This is a genomic window from Streptomyces sp. NBC_00466 (genome assembly GCF_041433995.1).
Taxonomy (GTDB): Bacteria; Actinomycetota; Actinomycetes; order Streptomycetales; family Streptomycetaceae; genus Streptomyces.
This window is the reverse complement of sequence record NZ_CP107896.1, coordinates 3,777,410-3,794,389: the sequence shown is the minus strand read 5'-3', so window position 1 is coordinate 3,794,389 and position 16,980 is coordinate 3,777,410. Positions and strand designations below refer to the sequence as shown.

Genomic DNA, 16,980 nt, shown 5'->3' with positions numbered 1-16,980 from the left:
CTGACGGGGCCGGATCAGCCCCCGTCGGTCTGCCGGTCCGCACCTTCGTGGAACTGGGGTGTGTAGCAGACAGCGATGAGAAGCCCCTCCGGGCTAAGCAGTCGCGCGGTCACCTGTGTCCACGGCTCCGTCCGGGCCTCGTGGATCAGCCGGTAGCCGCGCTGCTTCAGTTCCTCGGCCGCCCCGGCGACGTCCAGGACCTCGAACTCCACACTGGCTTGAGGGATGGGAACATCTGTCGGCCACTCCTCGGTTCCGAAGCAGGCGCGAGCGGCCTCGGCCAGCGGCCACAGCCCGAAGTGCTTGACGCCGCCCAGCCTGTGGGTGAAGACGTAGTCGCCTTCACCGCCTTCGAAGGTCAGGTTCAGAGCGCCCTGATAGAACGCTCGCGCAGCCTCGCGGTCCCGCACGATCGGCGCGATGCTCGTGACGAATTCGACCTGCAACGGCTTGCCCCTTCAGCTGGACGCCCTGACAGACATCAGGATCAGCAGCCTTCCTCGGGAAGGACGTCAGCCACACCACCCACGCACCCGTTCGGTGCAACGGCACGCCACCGCACCGGATCAGTCTTCACCGACGGTGCGTGGCTGCTGGGCGGCACGGTCGGCGAGCGTACGGAGTTCGGCGGCACGGTCGGCGAGCGTACGGAGTTCGGCGGCACGGTCGGCGAGCGTACGGAGTTCGTCGGCGTACGTGGCCCGGACGTCGCCGGTGAGGAAGTGCCCGACACCCGGCAGGACGCGCAGGCGGGCGCCGGGGACGGCGGCGGCGATGTCGCGTGCGGCCGATACACGGAGCAACGGGTCCCCCGATCCGTGCAGCACCAGGGTCGGCGCGGTGATCGCGGCGAGCGGGCCGCCGTGCCACTTCGCACCGATCTGGCGGCTCTGCGCTTTCTGATCGCGGAAGCTGGTGACCTGGTGCGCGGCCTCTTTGTCCACCAGCTCACGCACGTCGTGCTCGTCGATATGCCGGCCGGGCGCGGCCAGGATGCGGGCGGCGGCCAGAGCCAGGGCCAGGTTGCCCTGCGGGGTCTCGGGGTGGTGCAGCCTGGCGAACCGGATCAGGGATGTCAGGCGCAGATAGCGCAGGACGCTCAGGCCCTTCGCGTCGCTGGGTACGGCTGAGGACGTGGTGAGAGTCCGTACGCGTTCCGGGTGGCGGATCGCGACGCGCTGCGCCACGAGCCCGCCCAGGGAGTGGCCGAAGAGGTGGGCGCGTTCCCAGCCGAGCGCGTCGAGAACGGCGACCGCGTCGTCGGCCAGATCCTCGGCGCTGTAGGCCGGGGGCGTGCGGCGCAGCAGGGCTGCGAACGGCGAGCCCTCGCGCCGGTCGGGCAGATGCGTGGACTGGCCGGCGTCGCGCTGGTCGTAGGCCACGACGTGGAAGCCGCGATGCACCAGTTCGTCCACCAGCCCGTCCGGCCACCAGAACCGCGAGGTCCCCAGCCCCATCACCAGCAGCAGCGGGTCGCCGCCCGCTCCGCCGAGGTCTTCGAAGGCGATCCGGATTCCGTCGTGGTGCGCGGAGCGCGGCATGGCGGCTCTCTCTCATCCCGTCGATTGCGAACGTCGTTCGCGAACACCGTACCCAGAAAGGTAGAGTGGCGGCAACGCGGGAGGTGGCAGTGGCAGCACAGCGAGAACCGTCGATCTGGCTGCGGCCGGAACAGGCAGCGGTCGGGCGCCGGGCCGAGCGCAGCCGTGCCGAAATCACCGCCGCGGCAGTGGAACTGGCCGACCGGGAGGGCCTGGACGCCGTCTCCATGCGCCGCCTCGCCGCGGCCCTGGGCACGGGAGCCGCCTCGCTCTACCGCTATGTGGCCACCCGCGACGACCTGCTCGACCTGATGACCGACAGCACCGCCGCCGAATACCGCCTGCCCGCCCCCAGTGGCGACTGGCAGGCGGACCTGCTGGAAATCGCCCACCAGGCCCGGCGGATCATGCGCCGCCACCCGTGGCTGCCGCCCCTGGTCGTCACGCGCCCCGTCCTCGGCCCGCACGGGACCGACCTGCTGGAGCATCTGCTCGACGTGCTCGCCGGCCATCCCGCCGAACCCGCCCACAAACTGGAGGCGTTCGCCGTACTGAACGCTCTGACCGCGCTGTTCGTCCAGAACGAACTGGCTGCCGCAGACCCCGGTGCCCAGCGCCAGACCTCGTATCTGCGTCACGTGGCCGGCGCCGGGACCCACCCCCGTATCTCCACGTTGCTCGCCGCCGCCCGGCCCGAAGGCGGCGTCCCCGGCGACCGGTTCGCCACCGTGCTCACCCGCGCCCTCACCGGAGTGCTGGGCTGACCCTCCGCCAACACCCCGGCGAACACCCCGGCGCCCGGCCGGGCATCGGCGGGGTGACTCAGCGGCGGGTTTCGACCTTCATGCCGCCGTGGATCAGCGTGCGGGCCAGGTCACTGGCGAGCAGGTCGTGCGGGAAGCCGAGTTCGATCGCGCTGGCCTCGTCGAGGCGGGCCAGCTGGGCGGCGGTGAAGTCGACCTCCAGGGCGCCCAGGTTGTCCTCCAGCTGCGCCGGTGTACGGGCGCCGATGGTCGGTGCGGTCACGCCCGGGTTCTGCAGGGTCCAGGCCAGCCCGACCTGGGCGGCTGTGCGGCCCAGTTCCGTGGCGACCTCCTTCACGACGTCCACGATGGCGAGGTTGCGTTCGGTGAGCGTGCCGTTGGCGATGGTGACGCTCTTGCGGGTGCCGTCGCCGGATGCGGCGTTCGCCGCGGTCAGGTCGTCGCGGCTGTACTTGCCGGTGAGCACCCCGCCGGCCAGCGGTGACCACGGGGCCACCCCGAGGCCCATCTCGCGTGCCATGGGGATCAGGTCACGTTCCGCGGCGCGCTCGATCAGGCTGTATTCGATCTGCAGCGCGACCAGCGGCGACCAGCCGCGCAGCTCGGCGATCGCCTGCATACGCGACACCTGCCAGGCCGGGGCGTTGGAGATCGCCACGTACAGGACCTTGCCCTGCCGGACCAGATCGTCCATGCCGCGCAGGATCTCATCGACCGGCGTCGTGGAATCCCACATGTGCAGGTAGAGCAGATCGATGTAGTCCGTATTCAGCTGTCGCAGACTGGATTCCACCGAAGCGAACAGGCTCTTGCGGTGGCTTCCCCCGGAATTCGGATCGCCGGGCCGGCGCAGCGTCGAGTATTTCGTCGAGAGCACCAGGCTCTCGCGGTTGTCGCGGGTGAATTCGCCCAGCAGGCGCTCGGAACTGCCATGGGTGTAGGTGCTGGCGGTGTCGATGAAATTGCCGCCGCGCTCCACGTAGAGGTCGAACAGCTTGCGCGCCTCGTCCCGTTCGGCGCCCCAGCCCCATTCGGTACCGAAGGTCGCAGCGCCCAGCGCCAGCGGTGAGACCCGCAGACCTGAGCGTCCCAGCAGCCGGTAGGTGTCGAGGGTGAGAGACATCGTGTCCTCCTGTGCTTGTGATCCGTTGCCGGAGACAAGTCTGTGACCGCCGCGAGCCCGGGATAAGGGAGAGAAGTTCCTGGGAATGCCAGTCCTACCCCGGCTGTTGATCGAGCGTGATGACCCGAACCGTGGACACAACAACCGTGGACACGACACAGGAGTTGGCCACGTTCCTGCGGGCCCGGCGCGAACGCCTGGACCCGGACGATTTCGATCTGCCATCGCGTCGGCAGGCCCGGCGGACCCCGGGACTGCGCCGCGAAGAGGTCGCCGAGCTGGCCGGGGTCAGCACCGACTACGTCGTGCGGCTGGAACAGGGCCGCGGGCTGCGGCCCTCAGCGGACGTGGTGGAGGCGCTGTCGCGGGCGCTGCGCCTGGCCCCCGACGAACGCGCCTACCTCTTCAACCTGGCCCAGCAGCGCCCCCGCAACGCCGACAAGCTCGCCTCCACTGCCGCGCCGCCGCTGGCCAGGCTGGTCGCCGGCCTGTCGCCGCTGCCGGCCATGCTGATGAACCACCGGTACGACATCCTGGCCTGGAACGGCGAAATGGCAGGGCTGCTACTGGATTTCGACACCCTGCCGCCGTCGCAGCGCAATGCGATGTGGCTGTGCCTGATGCATCCGGAGGTGCGTGAGCTCTATGTCGACCGCGAACGGGTCGTAAGGGAGGGGATTGCCCACCTGCGCGCCGCGTGGGCCGCGCATCCGGAGGACCGGGCGTTGACCGACCTCATCGCCGAATTCATCGCTCGTGACGAGGAATTCGCGCGTATGTGGGCCGAGCGGGACATCAAGGTCAACGGCCGCGGGCACAAGGTGATGCGGCATCCTGACGTCGGCGTGATCGCGGTGGACTTCGAAGTGCTGATGCCACTTCAGGATCCTGATCAGCGGTTGGTGATCTACCGCGCGGCAGATGATGACAGCCGGTCGGCACTGGACCGGTTGTGCGCACGCTCTCGGGCGGCGAAGCGGTGATCGATCAACTGCCCTGGGACGGTCAAGTCCCGGGCCGCGTACGGCAATGGGCCACGCGGGCCGACCGCACCCCTCACCCCTAGTTGACGGTGTGGGTGGGGTAGACCTGGACGTCGGTGTAGGCGCCCTTGATGTCTCCTGCGCCGGTGGGCCAGTTCAGGGTCACGGTGTGGGTCTCGTTCGGGGGTGTGACCAGGATGTTGGTCGGGGAGGAGAGGCTGTTGCCGCTGTTGTCGGCGGTGTAGGCGATGTCGAAGACAGCGGCGTCGCCGGGCTTGAGGGTGGTGATACGGGGCTGGGCGTGGCCGCGCTCGATGGGGTTCGAAGTGTGGTCGGCGTCCTTGATGTCGACGCCCGCGAAGCCTGTTGCCGAGCAGGTGGTCGCCCCCCGGTTCATCATGGTGATGTTGACCCTGCCGGGGTCCGCCGAGTCGGGCGCGGCGTCTATGGCCAGGTCCTTGGTCTTGCAGAACGTGGTCTTGCCGCCGGCCGCCGTGCCGTTCGAGGTTGTCTCTGCCGCGGTGTCCTGGCCGGAGCCCGACTTCGCGTTGTCGGCCTGCGAGCCGTCGGAGCCGGAGCTGCTCTGCGACTTCGAGCCGGTGTCCGAGGACGACTGGTTGTCCGAGGAGGAGGAGCCCGCGGTGGACGAGGAGTCCTTGGATACCGAGCCCTGCGCGGAGTTGTCGCTGCCACAGGCGGTGAGCGAGAGGGTGGCGGCGAGGCTGACGGCGGCGAGAGCAGTGATGCGGGTGTACTTCATGGTGTTTCCCCAGGCAGTTGGGCGGTGCGTGCGGTCTGAACTATTTCTATCTCGCACCGAGTTACAGGGGGTCCTCCACGAGGTCTTCGTTCTGTCACAGGCGTATTGACCTCACGGCCCGCCCAGACGTCGTCGTACGGTCATCCGGACCGATCCGGCCCTGGGTCCGGATCCCGCCGTGAACCCTGCAACCCGTCAATCATCAGGCCGACAGTGAAGTCGAAGCGGTCATGGATGGTCCCGGCGGTGAGTTCGGTGGCGTAGCGCTTGGTCTGGGGGAAGGTGTCGGGCAGCGCGGCGAATCGGCGCAGCAGTTCGTCGCGGCTGACGACCCAGTTGTCGTCACTGCTGCTGAGCCGCTTGCTGGCCAGGGAGACTTCGAGGCTGTACGCGTTGACGTAGAGCGACAGTGAGTCGATCGCCCAGGCGGCAGCCTGCGGTTCGATGCCCCCGGCGAGCAGAATGGCGAGCATTCCCTCGCTGAAGCGCAGCGTGTCCAGGTTGGACGGAGCGGCGGCGAAGGCCGCCTGGGAGATACCCGGGTACCGCAGATACTGGTCGCGCAGCTGGGTGCAGACATCGATGAGCTGCCGACGCCAGACAGCGGGGTCCGGCTCGGGCAGGTCGACCTCGGCGCACAGACGGCCGATGAGCAGCTCGTCCAGGTCTTCCTTGTTGACCACGTGGGCGTAGAGCGACGACGGTCCCGTCTCCAGCTCGGTGGCCACGCGCCGCATCGTCAGGGCTCCGTAGCCCTCTCTCTCCACGATGCCGAACGCGGTGCTGATGATGGCATCGACCGTGATCGGCTTCTTGCGCCCGCCGGACGGTCCACGTCGGGCCGCGGGTGCGCCGGAGCCGGTGCCGAGCTGGTGCCGCGCTGCGCGCCGTTGCTGCGGGGTCGGTGACATACGGGCAAGTCTAGCGAGCCGGGGAACGGTGTTCCACAACACAAAGAACAGTGTTCGTATTGGCAGGAACACCGATCCACTGTAGAACAGTGTTCGTGTCCATTACCGAACGCACATCCCAAGCGCCCGCCCCCACCGAACTGCCGATGCGCACCGCATGGCTCGTCCTGATCGTCGTGGTCACGGCCGACCTCATGGATCTGATCGACTCCAGCGTCGCCAACCTCGCCGGCCCGTCCATCCGCGCCGACCTCGGCGGCGGCCAGGTGACGGTGCAGTGGGTGCTCAGCGCCTACACCGCGGCCTTCGCACTCGGCCTGGTCACCTCGGGGCGGCTCGGAGACCTGCTCGGTCGCCGGCGGCTCTTCCTGCTCGGCATGACCGGCTTCACCCTGGCCTCACTGGCCTGCGGTCTCGCCCCCCACGTGGTCTTCCTGATCGTCGCCCGCACACTCCAGGGCCTGTGCGGGTCGGTCATGATCCCGCAGGGGCTGGCCCTGGTGAAGGTCGTCTTCCCGCCCCGGCACCTGCGCAAGGCGCTGACCCCGGTCGGCCCGCTGATGGGCCTGACCATGGTGGCCGGGCCCATCCTGGCGGGCTGGCTGCTCCACCTGGACCTGTTCGGCAGCCAGTGGCGCTCCATCTTCCTGATCAACGTCCCGCTCGGCACCGTCGCCGGCGCGCTCGCCTGGCGCGTCCTGCCGCACCGCGGCGGGGAGGATCCGGCGGCCCGCCTCGACCTCACCGGCGTCGGCCTGCTCACCGCGGCCTCGGCCCTGCTCATCGTCCCGCTCATCCAGGGGCGCGACCTCGGCTGGCCCGCCTGGACCTACGTCATGATGGCCGCCGCGGTCGTCCTGCTCGGACTGTTCGTCGTCTCCCAACGGCACAGCGAGCACCCGGTCATCACACCGTCGCTGTTCCGCAAGCGCAGCTTCGTCGTCGGCCTGGTGATCGTGGCCGGGTTCTACGCGTCACTGAGCGCGTTCGTCCTGGTCATCAACCTGCTGCTGCAGCAGGGCCTGCACTGGACGCCGCTGCGCACCGGCCTCACCCTGATCCCCTGGGCCCTCGGCACCGCCGTCGCCGTCCTGCTCGCGGGCGCCGTGCTCGCCGAGAAGCTGGGACGCACCACCCTGCACCTGGGGCTGTCCATCGCCGTCATCGGCCTGCTGGCCCTGTGGTGGTCCGTCGCTCACTGGGGCGCCGGCATCACCGTCTGGAACCTGGCGCCCGCGCTGCTGTTCACCGGCTTCGGCTCCGGGCTGGTGTTCGTCCCACTGGTCGACTTCATCATCGGCGATGCCACCGCCGAGGAAGTCGGCACCGGCGCGGGCCTGCTCAACGCCGTCCAGCAGTTCGCCGGCGCCATCGGCGTCGCCGCCCTCGGCACGGTGTTCTTCGCCCGCGCCGGACAGCTGTCCCTCCCTTCCTGCCTCGCCGCCGCCGAACTGGTCTTCGGCATCACCGCCGGTCTGGGCCTCCTGACACTGCTGCTGGTGGGCCTGCTGCCCCAGCACGCCCAGCAGGCCCACGGCTGAGCCTCCCGTGCGGGGGCGCGGTCCCCGTGGATCGCCGTGGGTCCCCGTGAAGCGGTCCCCGTACAGCGGTCTCCGGAAAGGGACCTCCGTCGATCCGTAGAAAGGCCCCTAAAAAACCGTTGGCCCCCGCCCTCACCAGGTGACTACAATCGTCGCTTCCCCGCCTCCCCCAGGGAGCGTCGCCGTCCGGCCGGTACCGGAGGCTGTCACGCCGCGCTCAGCCGTACCCGCCCGGAGGCCACACCGTGCCCACGCACGTCACGCAGGACATTCCCGAGGACATTCCCGACGACGTACTCGACGACGTACTCGACGAGACGGCCGCCGACCCGCTCGGCCGGGAACGGGCGCACCTCTCCGGCTCCCGCGCGGCCCTGCGCGCGATGCGCGAGGACGTCGAGGGGCTCGACATCCGCGACGTCACCGCGAACTGGGTCAACGCCGCTGTCCTGCAGGCGCAGATCGACGACCGCATCAAGGCGCTCGCCGACCTCTCGCACACCCCGCTCTTCTTCGGCCGGCTCGACTACCAGCACGCTCCCGGCGCGGACCTCGCCGAGGGCGGCGAGGGCGAGCGCTTCTACATCGGGCGCCGCCATGTGCACGACGCCGAGGGCGACCCGATGGTCATCGACTGGCGCGCCCCCGTCTCGCAGCCGTTCTACCGGGCGTCCACCAAGAACCCGATGGACATCGGGCTGCGCCGCCGCTTCGGCTACACCGGCGGTGAGCTGACCGCGTACGAGGACGAGCATCTGACCTCCCCGGCCGCGTCCGACCAGCACACCACCAGCAAGCTGCTCCAGGCCGAGATCGAGCGGCCCCGCGTCGGACCGATGCGGGACATCGTGGCGACCATCCAGCCCGAGCAGGACGAGATCGTACGGTCCGACCTCGGCGGCACCGTGTGTGTCCAGGGCGGCCCCGGCACCGGGAAGACCGCCGTGGGGCTGCACCGGGTCGCGTACCTCCTGTACGCGCACCGCGAGCGGCTGGCCCGCACCGGCACCCTGGTCATCGGGCCGAACCGGTCCTTCCTGCACTACATCGAGCAAGTCCTGCCCGCCCTGGGCGAGTTGGAGGTCAAGCAGGCCACGGTCGACGATCTGGTCGCGGGCGTCGAGATCAGGGGCACCGACACCGCCGAGGCCGCCGTCATCAAGGGCGACGCCCGGATGGCGGAGGTGCTGCGCCGGGCCCTGCGCTCGCATGTGACGCTGCCCACCGAGCCCACGATGGTCGTACGGGGCTCGCGCCGCTGGCGGATCCCGGCGTACGAACTGGAGGAGATCGTCAACGAGTTGCTGGCCCGCGACATCCGCTACGGCGCCGCCCGCGACGCGCTCCCGCAGCGCATCGCGCACGCCGTCCTGGTCCGGATGGAACAGGCGGGCGAGGCGCCCGACGACCGGGTACAGGACGCGGTGGCCCGCAACCCCGCGGTGAAGGCCGTGGTCAAGGCGGCCTGGCCGCAGGTCGATCCGGACAAGCTGGTGCTGCGGCTGCTCTGCGACGCGGAGTTCCTCGCCGTGCACGCGGAGGGCATCCTGACCGGCGACGAGCAGCGGACGATCCTGTGGGCGAAGCCGGCCAGATCGGTGAAGTCCGCCAAGTGGTCCCTGGCGGACGCCGTACTGATCGACGAGGCGGGCGATCTGGTCGCCCGTACGCACTCGCTCGGCCATGTCGTCCTCGACGAGGCGCAGGACCTCTCCCCGATGCAGTACCGCGCGGTCGGCCGCCGCTGCACGACCGGATCGGCGACGATCCTCGGCGACCTGGCGCAGGGCACCACGCCCTGGGCGACGTCCGGCTGGGCCGAGGCGCTGCACCACCTGGGCAAGGGCGACGCGCACGTGGAGGAGCTGACGGCCGGTTTCCGCGTACCGCGCGAGGTCATCGCGTACGCGTCCCGGCTGCTGCCGCACATGTCACCGGGGCTGGCGCCCGTCTCCTCCGTACGGGAGAACCCGGGCTCGCTGGAGGTACGGACGGTCCCGGACCCCGACGGCCTGGACGCGGCGGCCGTCACCGCCTGCCGGGACTCGCTGCGCCACGAGGGCTCGACGGGCCTGATCGCGGCCGACGCCCGCATCCCCGCCCTGTCGGCGGCACTGACGGCGGCGGGCCTCGCGCATCTGGAACCGGGGCAGGAGACCAGCGCCGATTCCCGGCTGACGCTGGTACCGGCCTCGCTCGCCAAGGGCCTGGAGTACGACTACGTGGTCCTGGACGAACCGGCGGCGGTGGTGGCGGGCGAACCCGACGTACGAACGGGCCTGCGCCGCCTGTACGTTGCGCTCACCAGGGCGGTGTCGGGCCTGGTCGTGACGCACGCACTGCCGCTGCCGGAGCAACTGGGCTGAGGCGGCGCCGGCCTCGCGGGCGGAGCGCCGGGAGCGGGGGCCGGGCGGGGTCCGGAGCGGGTCCGGCGCGGGATTCGGGCCGGAGCCCCGAGCGGGGGTCCGGGCCGGAGCCCCGGACAGCCTCAGCCGGCGTCCAGCGCGCCCCGCCACTCCCGCACCGCACTCGCGTCGACCGGCAGCTCCCAGCCACCCGGCCGGGCCGCGCCCCCGATGTGTACGGCGTCGACCCCCGCGCCCAGCAGCCGCGGAAGGTGTTCGAGCTGCAGCCCGCCACCGACCAGGATCTGCGCCTCGTACCCCGGCTGACCGCTGCGCGCCGCCTCGGCGAGCAGGGTCGGCATCCCGTCGGAGACCCCGGTGGGCGAGCCCGCCGTGAGGAAGGTGTCGAGCCCCGGCAGGTCGGCGAGCTCCTTGCGGAGCGCGTCGCGGTCGGCCGCGCGGTCGATCGCCCGGTGGAACGTCCACGGGCAGCCCTCGATCTCGGCGACGATCCGCTCGACCGCCACCAGGTCGGGGTTGCCGTCGGCGTCCAGGAAACCGAGCACGAACTGGTCGGCGCCCTCGGCCCGCAGGTTCCGTGCCACCGCCACGAGCGCGTCGATGTCACCGGCAGCGAACCCGTCGGCGAGCCGCAGCATCACGCGCAGCGGGATGTCGACGGCCGCGCGGATCGCCGCGAACGTCTCACGGGACGGTGTCAGTCCGTCGGCCGCCATGTCGGTGACGAGTTCAAGGCGGTCGGCACCACCGGCCTGGGCGGCGATCGCGTCCTCGACTGAGAGCGCGATCACCTCCAGAACTGCACGGTTGCTCATCAATTCCCCATCTTCGCGGGCTTCGGGCTTCGGGCTTCGGGCTACAGGTCTAGTCCAGTGGACACCCTACGGCCCGGCCCCATGCCTCCGCAGCCCGGATCCGGCTCCACAGGGCGGTGCCGAGGACGTACGAGGCGGCGCCAAGGCCGTACCAAGGACGTACAGGACCATGCCCGGCACCGGCACAATGGCCCCATGCCCCAGGACGCGCCCCACGACCTCGCCACCCGCTGGCACCAGGCCCTCATCGCCGCCCGCGAAGGCTCCGCCGCGCCCGAGGCGCCCGATCCGGGTCCGTACGCCGAGAACCTGCTCGCGCGCTGGGCCGAGCCCCACCGGCGGTACCACACGACCGCCCATCTCACTGCCGTGCTGGATCACATCGACACCCTCGCCGGGCACGCGGCCGACCCGGCGGCCGTGCGGCTCGCCGCCTGGTTCCACGACGCGGTGTACCGGCCGGACCGCTCGGAGAACGAGGAGCGCAGCGCCCAACTGGCCGAGCGGGCGCTCACCGAGGCGGGGGTGCCGGAGGCCCGTACGGCGGAGGTGGCCCGTCTGGTCCGGCTGACCGCCGGCCACGATCCGCAGCCCGGCGACACCAACGGTGAGGTGCTGTCCGACGCGGACCTGGCGATCCTGGCGGCGACCCCCGCCGTGTACGGGCAGTACGCGGCGGCTGTACGGGAGGAGTACGCGTTCGTGCCGGACCAGGCTTTCCGCGAGGGCCGCTCGGCGGTCCTGCGTGAACTGCTCGGGCTGCCGAGACTGTTCCACACGGACCACGGTCAGGCGCAGTGGGAGCCGAGGGCACGCCAGAACCTGGCCACGGAACTGGAACTGCTGACGCTCTGACGCCCTGACGCAGCCGATCCAGCCGGGGCCAACCGGGTCAGCCACGTCAACCGGTCACCGGCAGACGTCGCCCCGGCTGCGCGCGTTGGCCAGCGCGGTGCGGGCGATCAGCTGCTCACGTGCGGTGACCGCCCGGAGTGCGTCCTCGGGGCACTCCCACTCGGCGCCGCCCGCCGGCGGCCGCAGCCTTACGAACCCGGCACCGTGCCCGATGACCTCGCCGACCTGGCCATGCCGGGTGTCCATGACGTACGCGCCGTTCACCGGCCCGTCGTCCGCCTCCTGGGCTTCTGTGCTCACCGTCATGCCTGTGCTCCTCCCCCAACTCCCCCGTGACATGCACAGCGTGACCATGCACCACCCACCCGCACCACCTGGGAACACCAGACCTGCACCACTCAGCCACACCATCCGGCCACACCGGAGCCCGTCCCCCGCTCCAGCGGCCCCGCCCGCACCACGCTCACAAGGCGTCACGAACCCGCCCCGGGCGCGGGCCTCGCACCGCCCCGGCGTGGGCCCCCGGCGCGGGAATGTGATCTCTTACGCCGTCGTTGCCACCTGGTATGCCCGCTACCACCGAACGTGCCCGTATGCCGCTCGCCGTCCACATCCTGGGGCTCGCGGTCTTTGCGCTGGGCACCAGTGAGTTCATGCTGTCCGGGCTGCTGCCCGACATAGCCGACGACATGAACGTGTCCATCCCGCAGGCCGGCCTGCTGATATCGGCCTTCGCGATCGGCATGGTGGTCGGCGCCCCGCTGCTCGCCGTCGCCACCCTGCGGCTGCCCCGCCGCACCACCCTGATCTCCCTCATCACCGTCTTCGGCCTGGGCCAGGTGGCGGGCGCGCTCGCCCCGAACTACGCGCTGCTGTTCGCCTCGCGCGTCATCAGCGCCTTCGCCTGCGCGGGCTTCTGGGCCGTCGGCGCGGCGGTGGCCATCGCGATGGTGCCGGTGAACGCCCGCGCCCGCGCCATGGCGGTGATGATCGGCGGCCTGTCCATCGCGAACGTCCTCGGGGTCCCCGCCGGCGCGTTCCTCGGCGAGCACCTGGGCTGGCGCTCGGCGTTCTGGGCGGTGGGCCTGGCATCGGCCATCGCCCTCGTCGGGGTGGCCACGCTGATCCCCCGGATCCCGCTGCCCGCCGAACGGCCCCGGCTCCGTACCGAGCTGAGCATCTACCGCGACCGCCAGGTCTGGCTGTCCATCGTCATTACGGCGCTCGCCGCCGGCGGTGTCTTCTGCGCGTTCAGCTATCTGGCACCGCTGCTCACGGACGTGGCGGGGCTGGCCGACAGCTGGGTCCCGACGGTGCTGGCGCTCTTCGGCGTGGGTGCGCTGGTCGGTACGACGGTGGGCGGCCGGGTCGCGGACGCGCACCTCTTCGGTGTCCTGCTGACCGGCATCGCGGCTTCGACGGTCTTCCTGGTGGCCCTGGCCCTGCTGGCCCACAACCCGGCCGCTGCGGTGGTCCTCTCGTTCCTGCTGGGGACTTCGGCCTTCTACACGGCCCCGGCGCTGAACGCCCGCATGTTCAACGTGGCGGGCGCGGCCCCCACCCTGGCGGGCGCCACCACCACGGCCTCCTTCAACCTGGGCAACGCGGGCGGCCCCTGGCTGGGCGGCGCGGTGATCAGCGGAGGCTTCGGCTTCGCGGCTACGGCGTGGGCGGGCGCGGCCATGACAGTGGTGGCGATCATCGCGGTGACGGCCTCACTGCGGCTGCACAGGTCCCAGTCGCGGGTAGTGGCCCGCTCCTCGGACCTCGCCCCGGCAGCGGAAGCGAAGGCAGCGGAAGCAGTGGCGACGGAGACCGCCTGACCTGCCGGGTCAGGGTTGCTGCGGCGCTCACTCGTTCGTGGGACGCTGAGCAAAGCGGTGCGACCGGCCACCGCTGTCGATCTACGCTCGCCCCGTCGGGCCACCGAAGAAGGGAGTCGCGATGACCGCCGCGATGGCCGAGAACGACCGGATGCCGCACCGTCGTCCGTGGGACGACCTGCTGCGGGCCTGGCGGGAGCTGGACGTGCCCGAGGGGTGGCGCGCCGAGATCGACGGAGGGCAGATCGCCTTGGTACCGCCGCCACACGCACATCACAACGGCATCGCGGAATCCATCCAGCGCGTCCTGTACCGGACACTCGCCGAGGATCTGGGCATCTACCAGACCCTCGGCATCCACATTGCCCCCCTGGGCAAGCTGTACGTTCCCGATCTGGTCGTCATGCCGAAGTCGCTCATCGCTGCGGCCGACCCCGACACCAGCGACCCCGTGGACGCCGCCGAAGCGCTGCTCGTTGTCGAGATCACGTCGAGGAGCAACGCCAAGGACGACCGGACCAAGAAGCTCTGGGCCTATGCGCACGCACCCGTGCCCGCGTATCTCCTGATCGACCGGTTCGACGAACACGGCCCCACGACCACTCTCTTCAGCGCGCCCCTGAACGGCGCGTACAAGCACAGCGAGCGCATCCCGTTCGGCGAGCAGATGAAGCTGCCGGACCCCTTCGGCGGCATCCTGGACACCGGCGCCTTCCCGGTCTGACAGACCCGCCTACGCCGACCGCCCCTTCGGGCGGCGCAGCCCGGCCGCTGTGAGTCTGCGTACCAGCTCCTTCGAGCCGATCTCGACCGCTCCCGCCGCCACCGCGTCCGCGTACCGGTGCGACGGCAGGTCGTAGTGGTCCCGTTCGAAGGCACGGGCCGGGCAGCCCAGCGCAGCGGCGAACGTGTGCAGTTCCTCGTACGAGACGTCGCTGACCAGGTGCGACCACATCCTGCCGTGGCCCGGCCAGGTCGGCGGGTCGATGTACAGCGTCACGAGAGCGCGCCCACCGGGGCCACGATCACGGCCTCCTTGGCGCAGACCCAGTGCGGGTCGGGGCCCAGTTCGGGCTCGACCTCCAGTGCGTGCGGGTCCTGGCAGACGGGGCAGAGCGGCCAGCGGCCGTACCGTTCGAGGAGCGCGTCCTGGACGTCCTGGGCCACCAGACCGGCGACGAACTCGGCGCCCTGCGGCCACTGCTCCACCCACCAGCGGCGATGCGTCACCGCGTCCTCCACCAGCGAGACCACATCGGCCTCGGCCACATCGCGGGACGCGAGATCGGCGAGCACCAGAGCCCGCGCTTCGTGCAGGGACTGTTCCAGGGGAGTGACGGGATCCATGACTCCATTGTCCCCGGTCGGGGAGAGAACCGGCCGGGCGAGGAGCCGGCGGACGGAGGGGGCGGGCGCAGGGGCTTGACGCCCCCTGGGTGCGAAAATATCTTTCACATGTGACCAACAACGTGAAGGAAATTTTCACTGGCGCTTCCGCCCCTCCCGCCCCCGCCGCCCTGGCCGCCAAGGTCCGCACCCTGGCCCCCTCCATGACCCGCTCCATGCAGCTGGTCGCCGAGGCCGTCGCGGGCGATCCGGCAGGCTGCGCGGCCCTCACGGTCACCGGTCTCGCCGAACTCACCGGCACCAGCGAGGCCACCGTGGTCCGTACGGCCCGCATACTCGGCTACCCCGGTTACCGGGATCTCCGCCTCGCCCTCGCCGGGCTCGCCGCCCAGCAGCAGTCCGGCCGGGCCCCCGCCGTCACCGCGGACATCGCCGTCGACGACCCGATCGCGGACGTCGTCGCCAAGCTCGCCTACGACGAGCAGCAGACCCTCGCCGACACCGCGGCCGCCCTGGACACCGTCCAGCTCGGCGCCGCGGTCTCCGCGCTCGCGACCGCTCGCCGCATCGACATCTACGGCGTCGGCGCCTCCTCGCTGGTCGGCCAGGACCTCGCGCAGAAGCTGCTGCGCATCGGGCTGATAGCGCACGCGCACAGCGACCCGCACCTCGCCGTCACCAACGCCGTGCAGCTCCGCTCCGGCGACGTGGCCATCGCGATCACCCACTCCGGCGCCACCGGTGACGTCATAGAGCCGCTGCACACCGCCTTCGAGCACGGGGCGACCACGATCGCGATCACCGGCCGCCCGGACGGCCGCGTCTCGCAGTACGCCGACCACATACTCACCACGTCCACCGCCCGCGAGAGCGAACTGCGGCCCGCCGCGATGTCCTCCCGTACCAGCCAGCTACTGGTCGTGGACTGCCTGTTCATCGGGGTCATGCAGCGGACGTACGACCGGGCGGCCCCGGCGCTCGCCGCCTCGTACGAGGCACTGGCCCACCGCCACACCCCGCGCACCAACGGCAGCCGCTGAGCCCCTCCTCCCGCCACGGAGCCACCCCCTTCGGAACCACCCCCTCGGAACCACCGCAGAGCCGCCTCCCACCGACCGAGCGATCGCAGCACCGCAACCCCGCAACACCGCACCGCACGACCGCAGAAGCGCTGAACCGGAAAGAGCCGCACACCATGACCTCCACCGCCTCCAACAACTACGGAGCGCTGCGCGCCCAGCTGGACACCCTCACCACCGAGGCGTTCCGGCCCGAGCTCGCCGAGATCGACCAGCTGCCCACCGAGGAGATCGCCCGGCTGATGAACGGTGAGGACACCACCGTTCCGGCCGCCGTCGCCGCGCAGCTCCCGCAGATCGCCGCCGCCATCGACGCCACCGCCGAGCGGATGGCACGCGGTGGCCGGCTCGTCTACGCGGGCGCCGGGACCGCCGGCCGGATGGGCGTGCTGGATGCCAGCGAGTGCCCGCCGACCTTCAACACCGACCCGTCCGAGGTGCTGGGCCTGATCGCGGGCGGCCCGTCCGCGATGGTCAAGGCGGTCGAGGGCGCCGAGGACTCCAAGGAGCTCGCGGCGGCCGACCTGGACGCGCTGCACCTCACCGCCGACGACACCGTGGTCGGCGTCTCGGCGTCGGGCCGCACCCCGTACGCGATCGGCGCGGTCGAGCACGCCCGTGCGCTCGGCGCCCTCACCCTCGGCATCTCCTGCAACGCGCAGAGCGCGCTGGGGGATGCCGCCGAGCACGGCATCGAGGTCGTCGTCGGACCCGAGCTGCTCACCGGCTCGACCCGGCTCAAGGCAGGCACCGCGCAGAAGCTCGTCCTCAACATGCTCTCGACGATCACCATGATCCGGCTCGGCAAGACGTACGGGAACCTCATGGTCGACGTCCGGGCGTCGAACGAGAAGCTCCGGGCCCGCTCGCGCCGTATCGTCGCGCTCGCGACCGGCGCCGACGACGCCGAGATCGAGAAGGCGCTGACCGCGGCCGAGGGCGAGGTGAAGACCGCCATCCTCATCATCCTGGGCACCGTGGACGCCCCCACCGCAACGCACCTTCTCGAAGCGACCGGGGGACATCTGCGCGCCGCTCTCCAGTCCACGGCCCGCACGCGTTGACTCTGGTT

The 16,980-nt window shown here is 71.0% G+C and carries 18 protein-coding genes; 9 read left to right on the top strand and 9 right to left on the bottom strand.

The window, feature by feature from the left end; translation table 11 throughout:
* Positions 1 to 14: 14 nt before the first annotated feature.
* Positions 15 to 446, bottom strand: coding sequence for a VOC family protein (locus OG210_RS16960; RefSeq protein ID WP_328328130.1), 432 nt, complete (start codon positions 444 to 446; stop codon positions 15 to 17).
* A 120-nt stretch (positions 447 to 566) separates the two neighbouring features.
* Positions 567 to 1,541: an alpha/beta fold hydrolase gene (locus tag OG210_RS16955; RefSeq protein ID WP_371537417.1), complete on the bottom strand. Its 975-nt coding sequence runs from the start codon at positions 1,539 to 1,541 to the stop codon at positions 567 to 569.
* An 89-nt stretch (positions 1,542 to 1,630) separates the two neighbouring features.
* Between OG210_RS16955 and OG210_RS16950 the strand changes: the two genes are divergently transcribed.
* The gene (locus OG210_RS16950; protein ID WP_328328134.1) at positions 1,631 to 2,305 is read left to right on the top strand and encodes a TetR/AcrR family transcriptional regulator C-terminal domain-containing protein; all 675 of its coding nucleotides are present in this window, start codon (positions 1,631 to 1,633) and stop codon (positions 2,303 to 2,305) included.
* Positions 2,306 to 2,363: 58 nt separating this feature from the next.
* On the opposite strand, the gene OG210_RS16945 is transcribed toward OG210_RS16950, so the two are convergent.
* Positions 2,364 to 3,428, bottom strand: coding sequence for an aldo/keto reductase (locus OG210_RS16945; protein WP_328328136.1), 1,065 nt, complete (start codon positions 3,426 to 3,428; stop codon positions 2,364 to 2,366).
* Between the two features lie 146 nt (positions 3,429 to 3,574).
* Between OG210_RS16945 and OG210_RS16940 the strand changes: the two genes are divergently transcribed.
* A complete protein-coding gene (locus OG210_RS16940; protein WP_328328138.1) occupies positions 3,575 to 4,411 on the top strand; it encodes a helix-turn-helix transcriptional regulator in 837 nt (278 codons plus the stop codon).
* 79 nt (positions 4,412 to 4,490) lie between these two features.
* On the opposite strand, the gene OG210_RS16935 is transcribed toward OG210_RS16940, so the two are convergent.
* On the bottom strand, positions 4,491 to 5,171 hold the full coding sequence (locus OG210_RS16935) for a DUF4232 domain-containing protein (RefSeq protein ID WP_371537413.1): 681 nt from the start codon (positions 5,169 to 5,171) through the stop codon (positions 4,491 to 4,493).
* A 140-nt stretch (positions 5,172 to 5,311) separates the two neighbouring features.
* Positions 5,312 to 6,082: a TetR/AcrR family transcriptional regulator gene (locus OG210_RS16930; protein WP_328328142.1), complete on the bottom strand. Its 771-nt coding sequence runs from the start codon at positions 6,080 to 6,082 to the stop codon at positions 5,312 to 5,314.
* Between the two features lie 95 nt (positions 6,083 to 6,177).
* Between OG210_RS16930 and OG210_RS16925 the strand changes: the two genes are divergently transcribed.
* Together OG210_RS16925 and OG210_RS16920 are read left to right on the top strand one after the other, a co-directional pair.
* Positions 6,178 to 7,623 carry a DHA2 family efflux MFS transporter permease subunit gene (locus OG210_RS16925; protein WP_371537408.1) on the top strand — a complete coding sequence of 482 codons (1,446 nt, stop codon included), beginning with the start codon at positions 6,178 to 6,180 and terminating at the stop codon, positions 7,621 to 7,623.
* A gap of 281 nt (positions 7,624 to 7,904) precedes the next feature.
* Positions 7,905 to 9,989 (top strand): UvrD-helicase domain-containing protein, encoded by a 2,085-nt coding sequence (locus tag OG210_RS16920; RefSeq protein ID WP_328335485.1) that lies wholly within the window; start codon positions 7,905 to 7,907, stop codon positions 9,987 to 9,989.
* A gap of 122 nt (positions 9,990 to 10,111) precedes the next feature.
* Here the strand turns inward: OG210_RS16920 and OG210_RS16915 are convergent, their stop codons facing one another.
* A complete protein-coding gene (locus OG210_RS16915) occupies positions 10,112 to 10,804 on the bottom strand; it encodes a copper homeostasis protein CutC (protein WP_328328146.1) in 693 nt (230 codons plus the stop codon).
* A 195-nt stretch (positions 10,805 to 10,999) separates the two neighbouring features.
* On the opposite strand from OG210_RS16915, the gene OG210_RS16910 reads away from it, so the two are divergent.
* Positions 11,000 to 11,659, top strand: a complete 660-nt coding sequence (locus OG210_RS16910) for a hypothetical protein (RefSeq protein WP_371537405.1) — start codon at positions 11,000 to 11,002, stop codon at positions 11,657 to 11,659.
* A gap of 54 nt (positions 11,660 to 11,713) precedes the next feature.
* Here the strand turns inward: OG210_RS16910 and OG210_RS16905 are convergent, their stop codons facing one another.
* Positions 11,714 to 11,965 carry a hypothetical protein gene (locus OG210_RS16905; RefSeq protein ID WP_328328150.1) on the bottom strand — a complete coding sequence of 84 codons (252 nt, stop codon included), beginning with the start codon at positions 11,963 to 11,965 and terminating at the stop codon, positions 11,714 to 11,716.
* Positions 11,966 to 12,252: 287 nt separating this feature from the next.
* Between OG210_RS16905 and OG210_RS16900 the strand changes: the two genes are divergently transcribed.
* Positions 12,253 to 13,482, top strand: a complete 1,230-nt coding sequence (locus OG210_RS16900) for a Cmx/CmrA family chloramphenicol efflux MFS transporter (protein WP_328335486.1) — start codon at positions 12,253 to 12,255, stop codon at positions 13,480 to 13,482.
* Positions 13,483 to 13,603: 121 nt separating this feature from the next.
* Complete coding sequence (locus OG210_RS16895) at positions 13,604 to 14,206, top strand: Uma2 family endonuclease (RefSeq protein ID WP_328328152.1); 603 nt, start codon at positions 13,604 to 13,606, stop codon at positions 14,204 to 14,206.
* Between the two features lie 9 nt (positions 14,207 to 14,215).
* On the opposite strand, the gene OG210_RS16890 is transcribed toward OG210_RS16895, so the two are convergent.
* Together OG210_RS16890 and OG210_RS16885 are read right to left on the bottom strand one after the other, a co-directional pair.
* The gene (locus tag OG210_RS16890; RefSeq protein ID WP_371537402.1) at positions 14,216 to 14,482 is read right to left on the bottom strand and encodes a DUF4031 domain-containing protein; all 267 of its coding nucleotides are present in this window, start codon (positions 14,480 to 14,482) and stop codon (positions 14,216 to 14,218) included.
* Positions 14,479 to 14,829: a hypothetical protein gene (locus OG210_RS16885; RefSeq protein WP_164262680.1), complete on the bottom strand. Its 351-nt coding sequence runs from the start codon at positions 14,827 to 14,829 to the stop codon at positions 14,479 to 14,481. Before OG210_RS16885 ends, OG210_RS16890 begins: the two co-directional genes overlap by 4 nt.
* A gap of 110 nt (positions 14,830 to 14,939) precedes the next feature.
* Between OG210_RS16885 and OG210_RS16880 the strand changes: the two genes are divergently transcribed.
* Together OG210_RS16880 and murQ are read left to right on the top strand one after the other, a co-directional pair.
* Positions 14,940 to 15,869 (top strand): MurR/RpiR family transcriptional regulator, encoded by a 930-nt coding sequence (locus OG210_RS16880; protein ID WP_328328156.1) that lies wholly within the window; start codon positions 14,940 to 14,942, stop codon positions 15,867 to 15,869.
* Between the two features lie 155 nt (positions 15,870 to 16,024).
* Positions 16,025 to 16,972 carry an N-acetylmuramic acid 6-phosphate etherase gene (gene murQ / locus OG210_RS16875; RefSeq protein WP_371537398.1) on the top strand — a complete coding sequence of 316 codons (948 nt, stop codon included), beginning with the start codon at positions 16,025 to 16,027 and terminating at the stop codon, positions 16,970 to 16,972.
* Positions 16,973 to 16,980 lie beyond the last annotated feature (8 nt).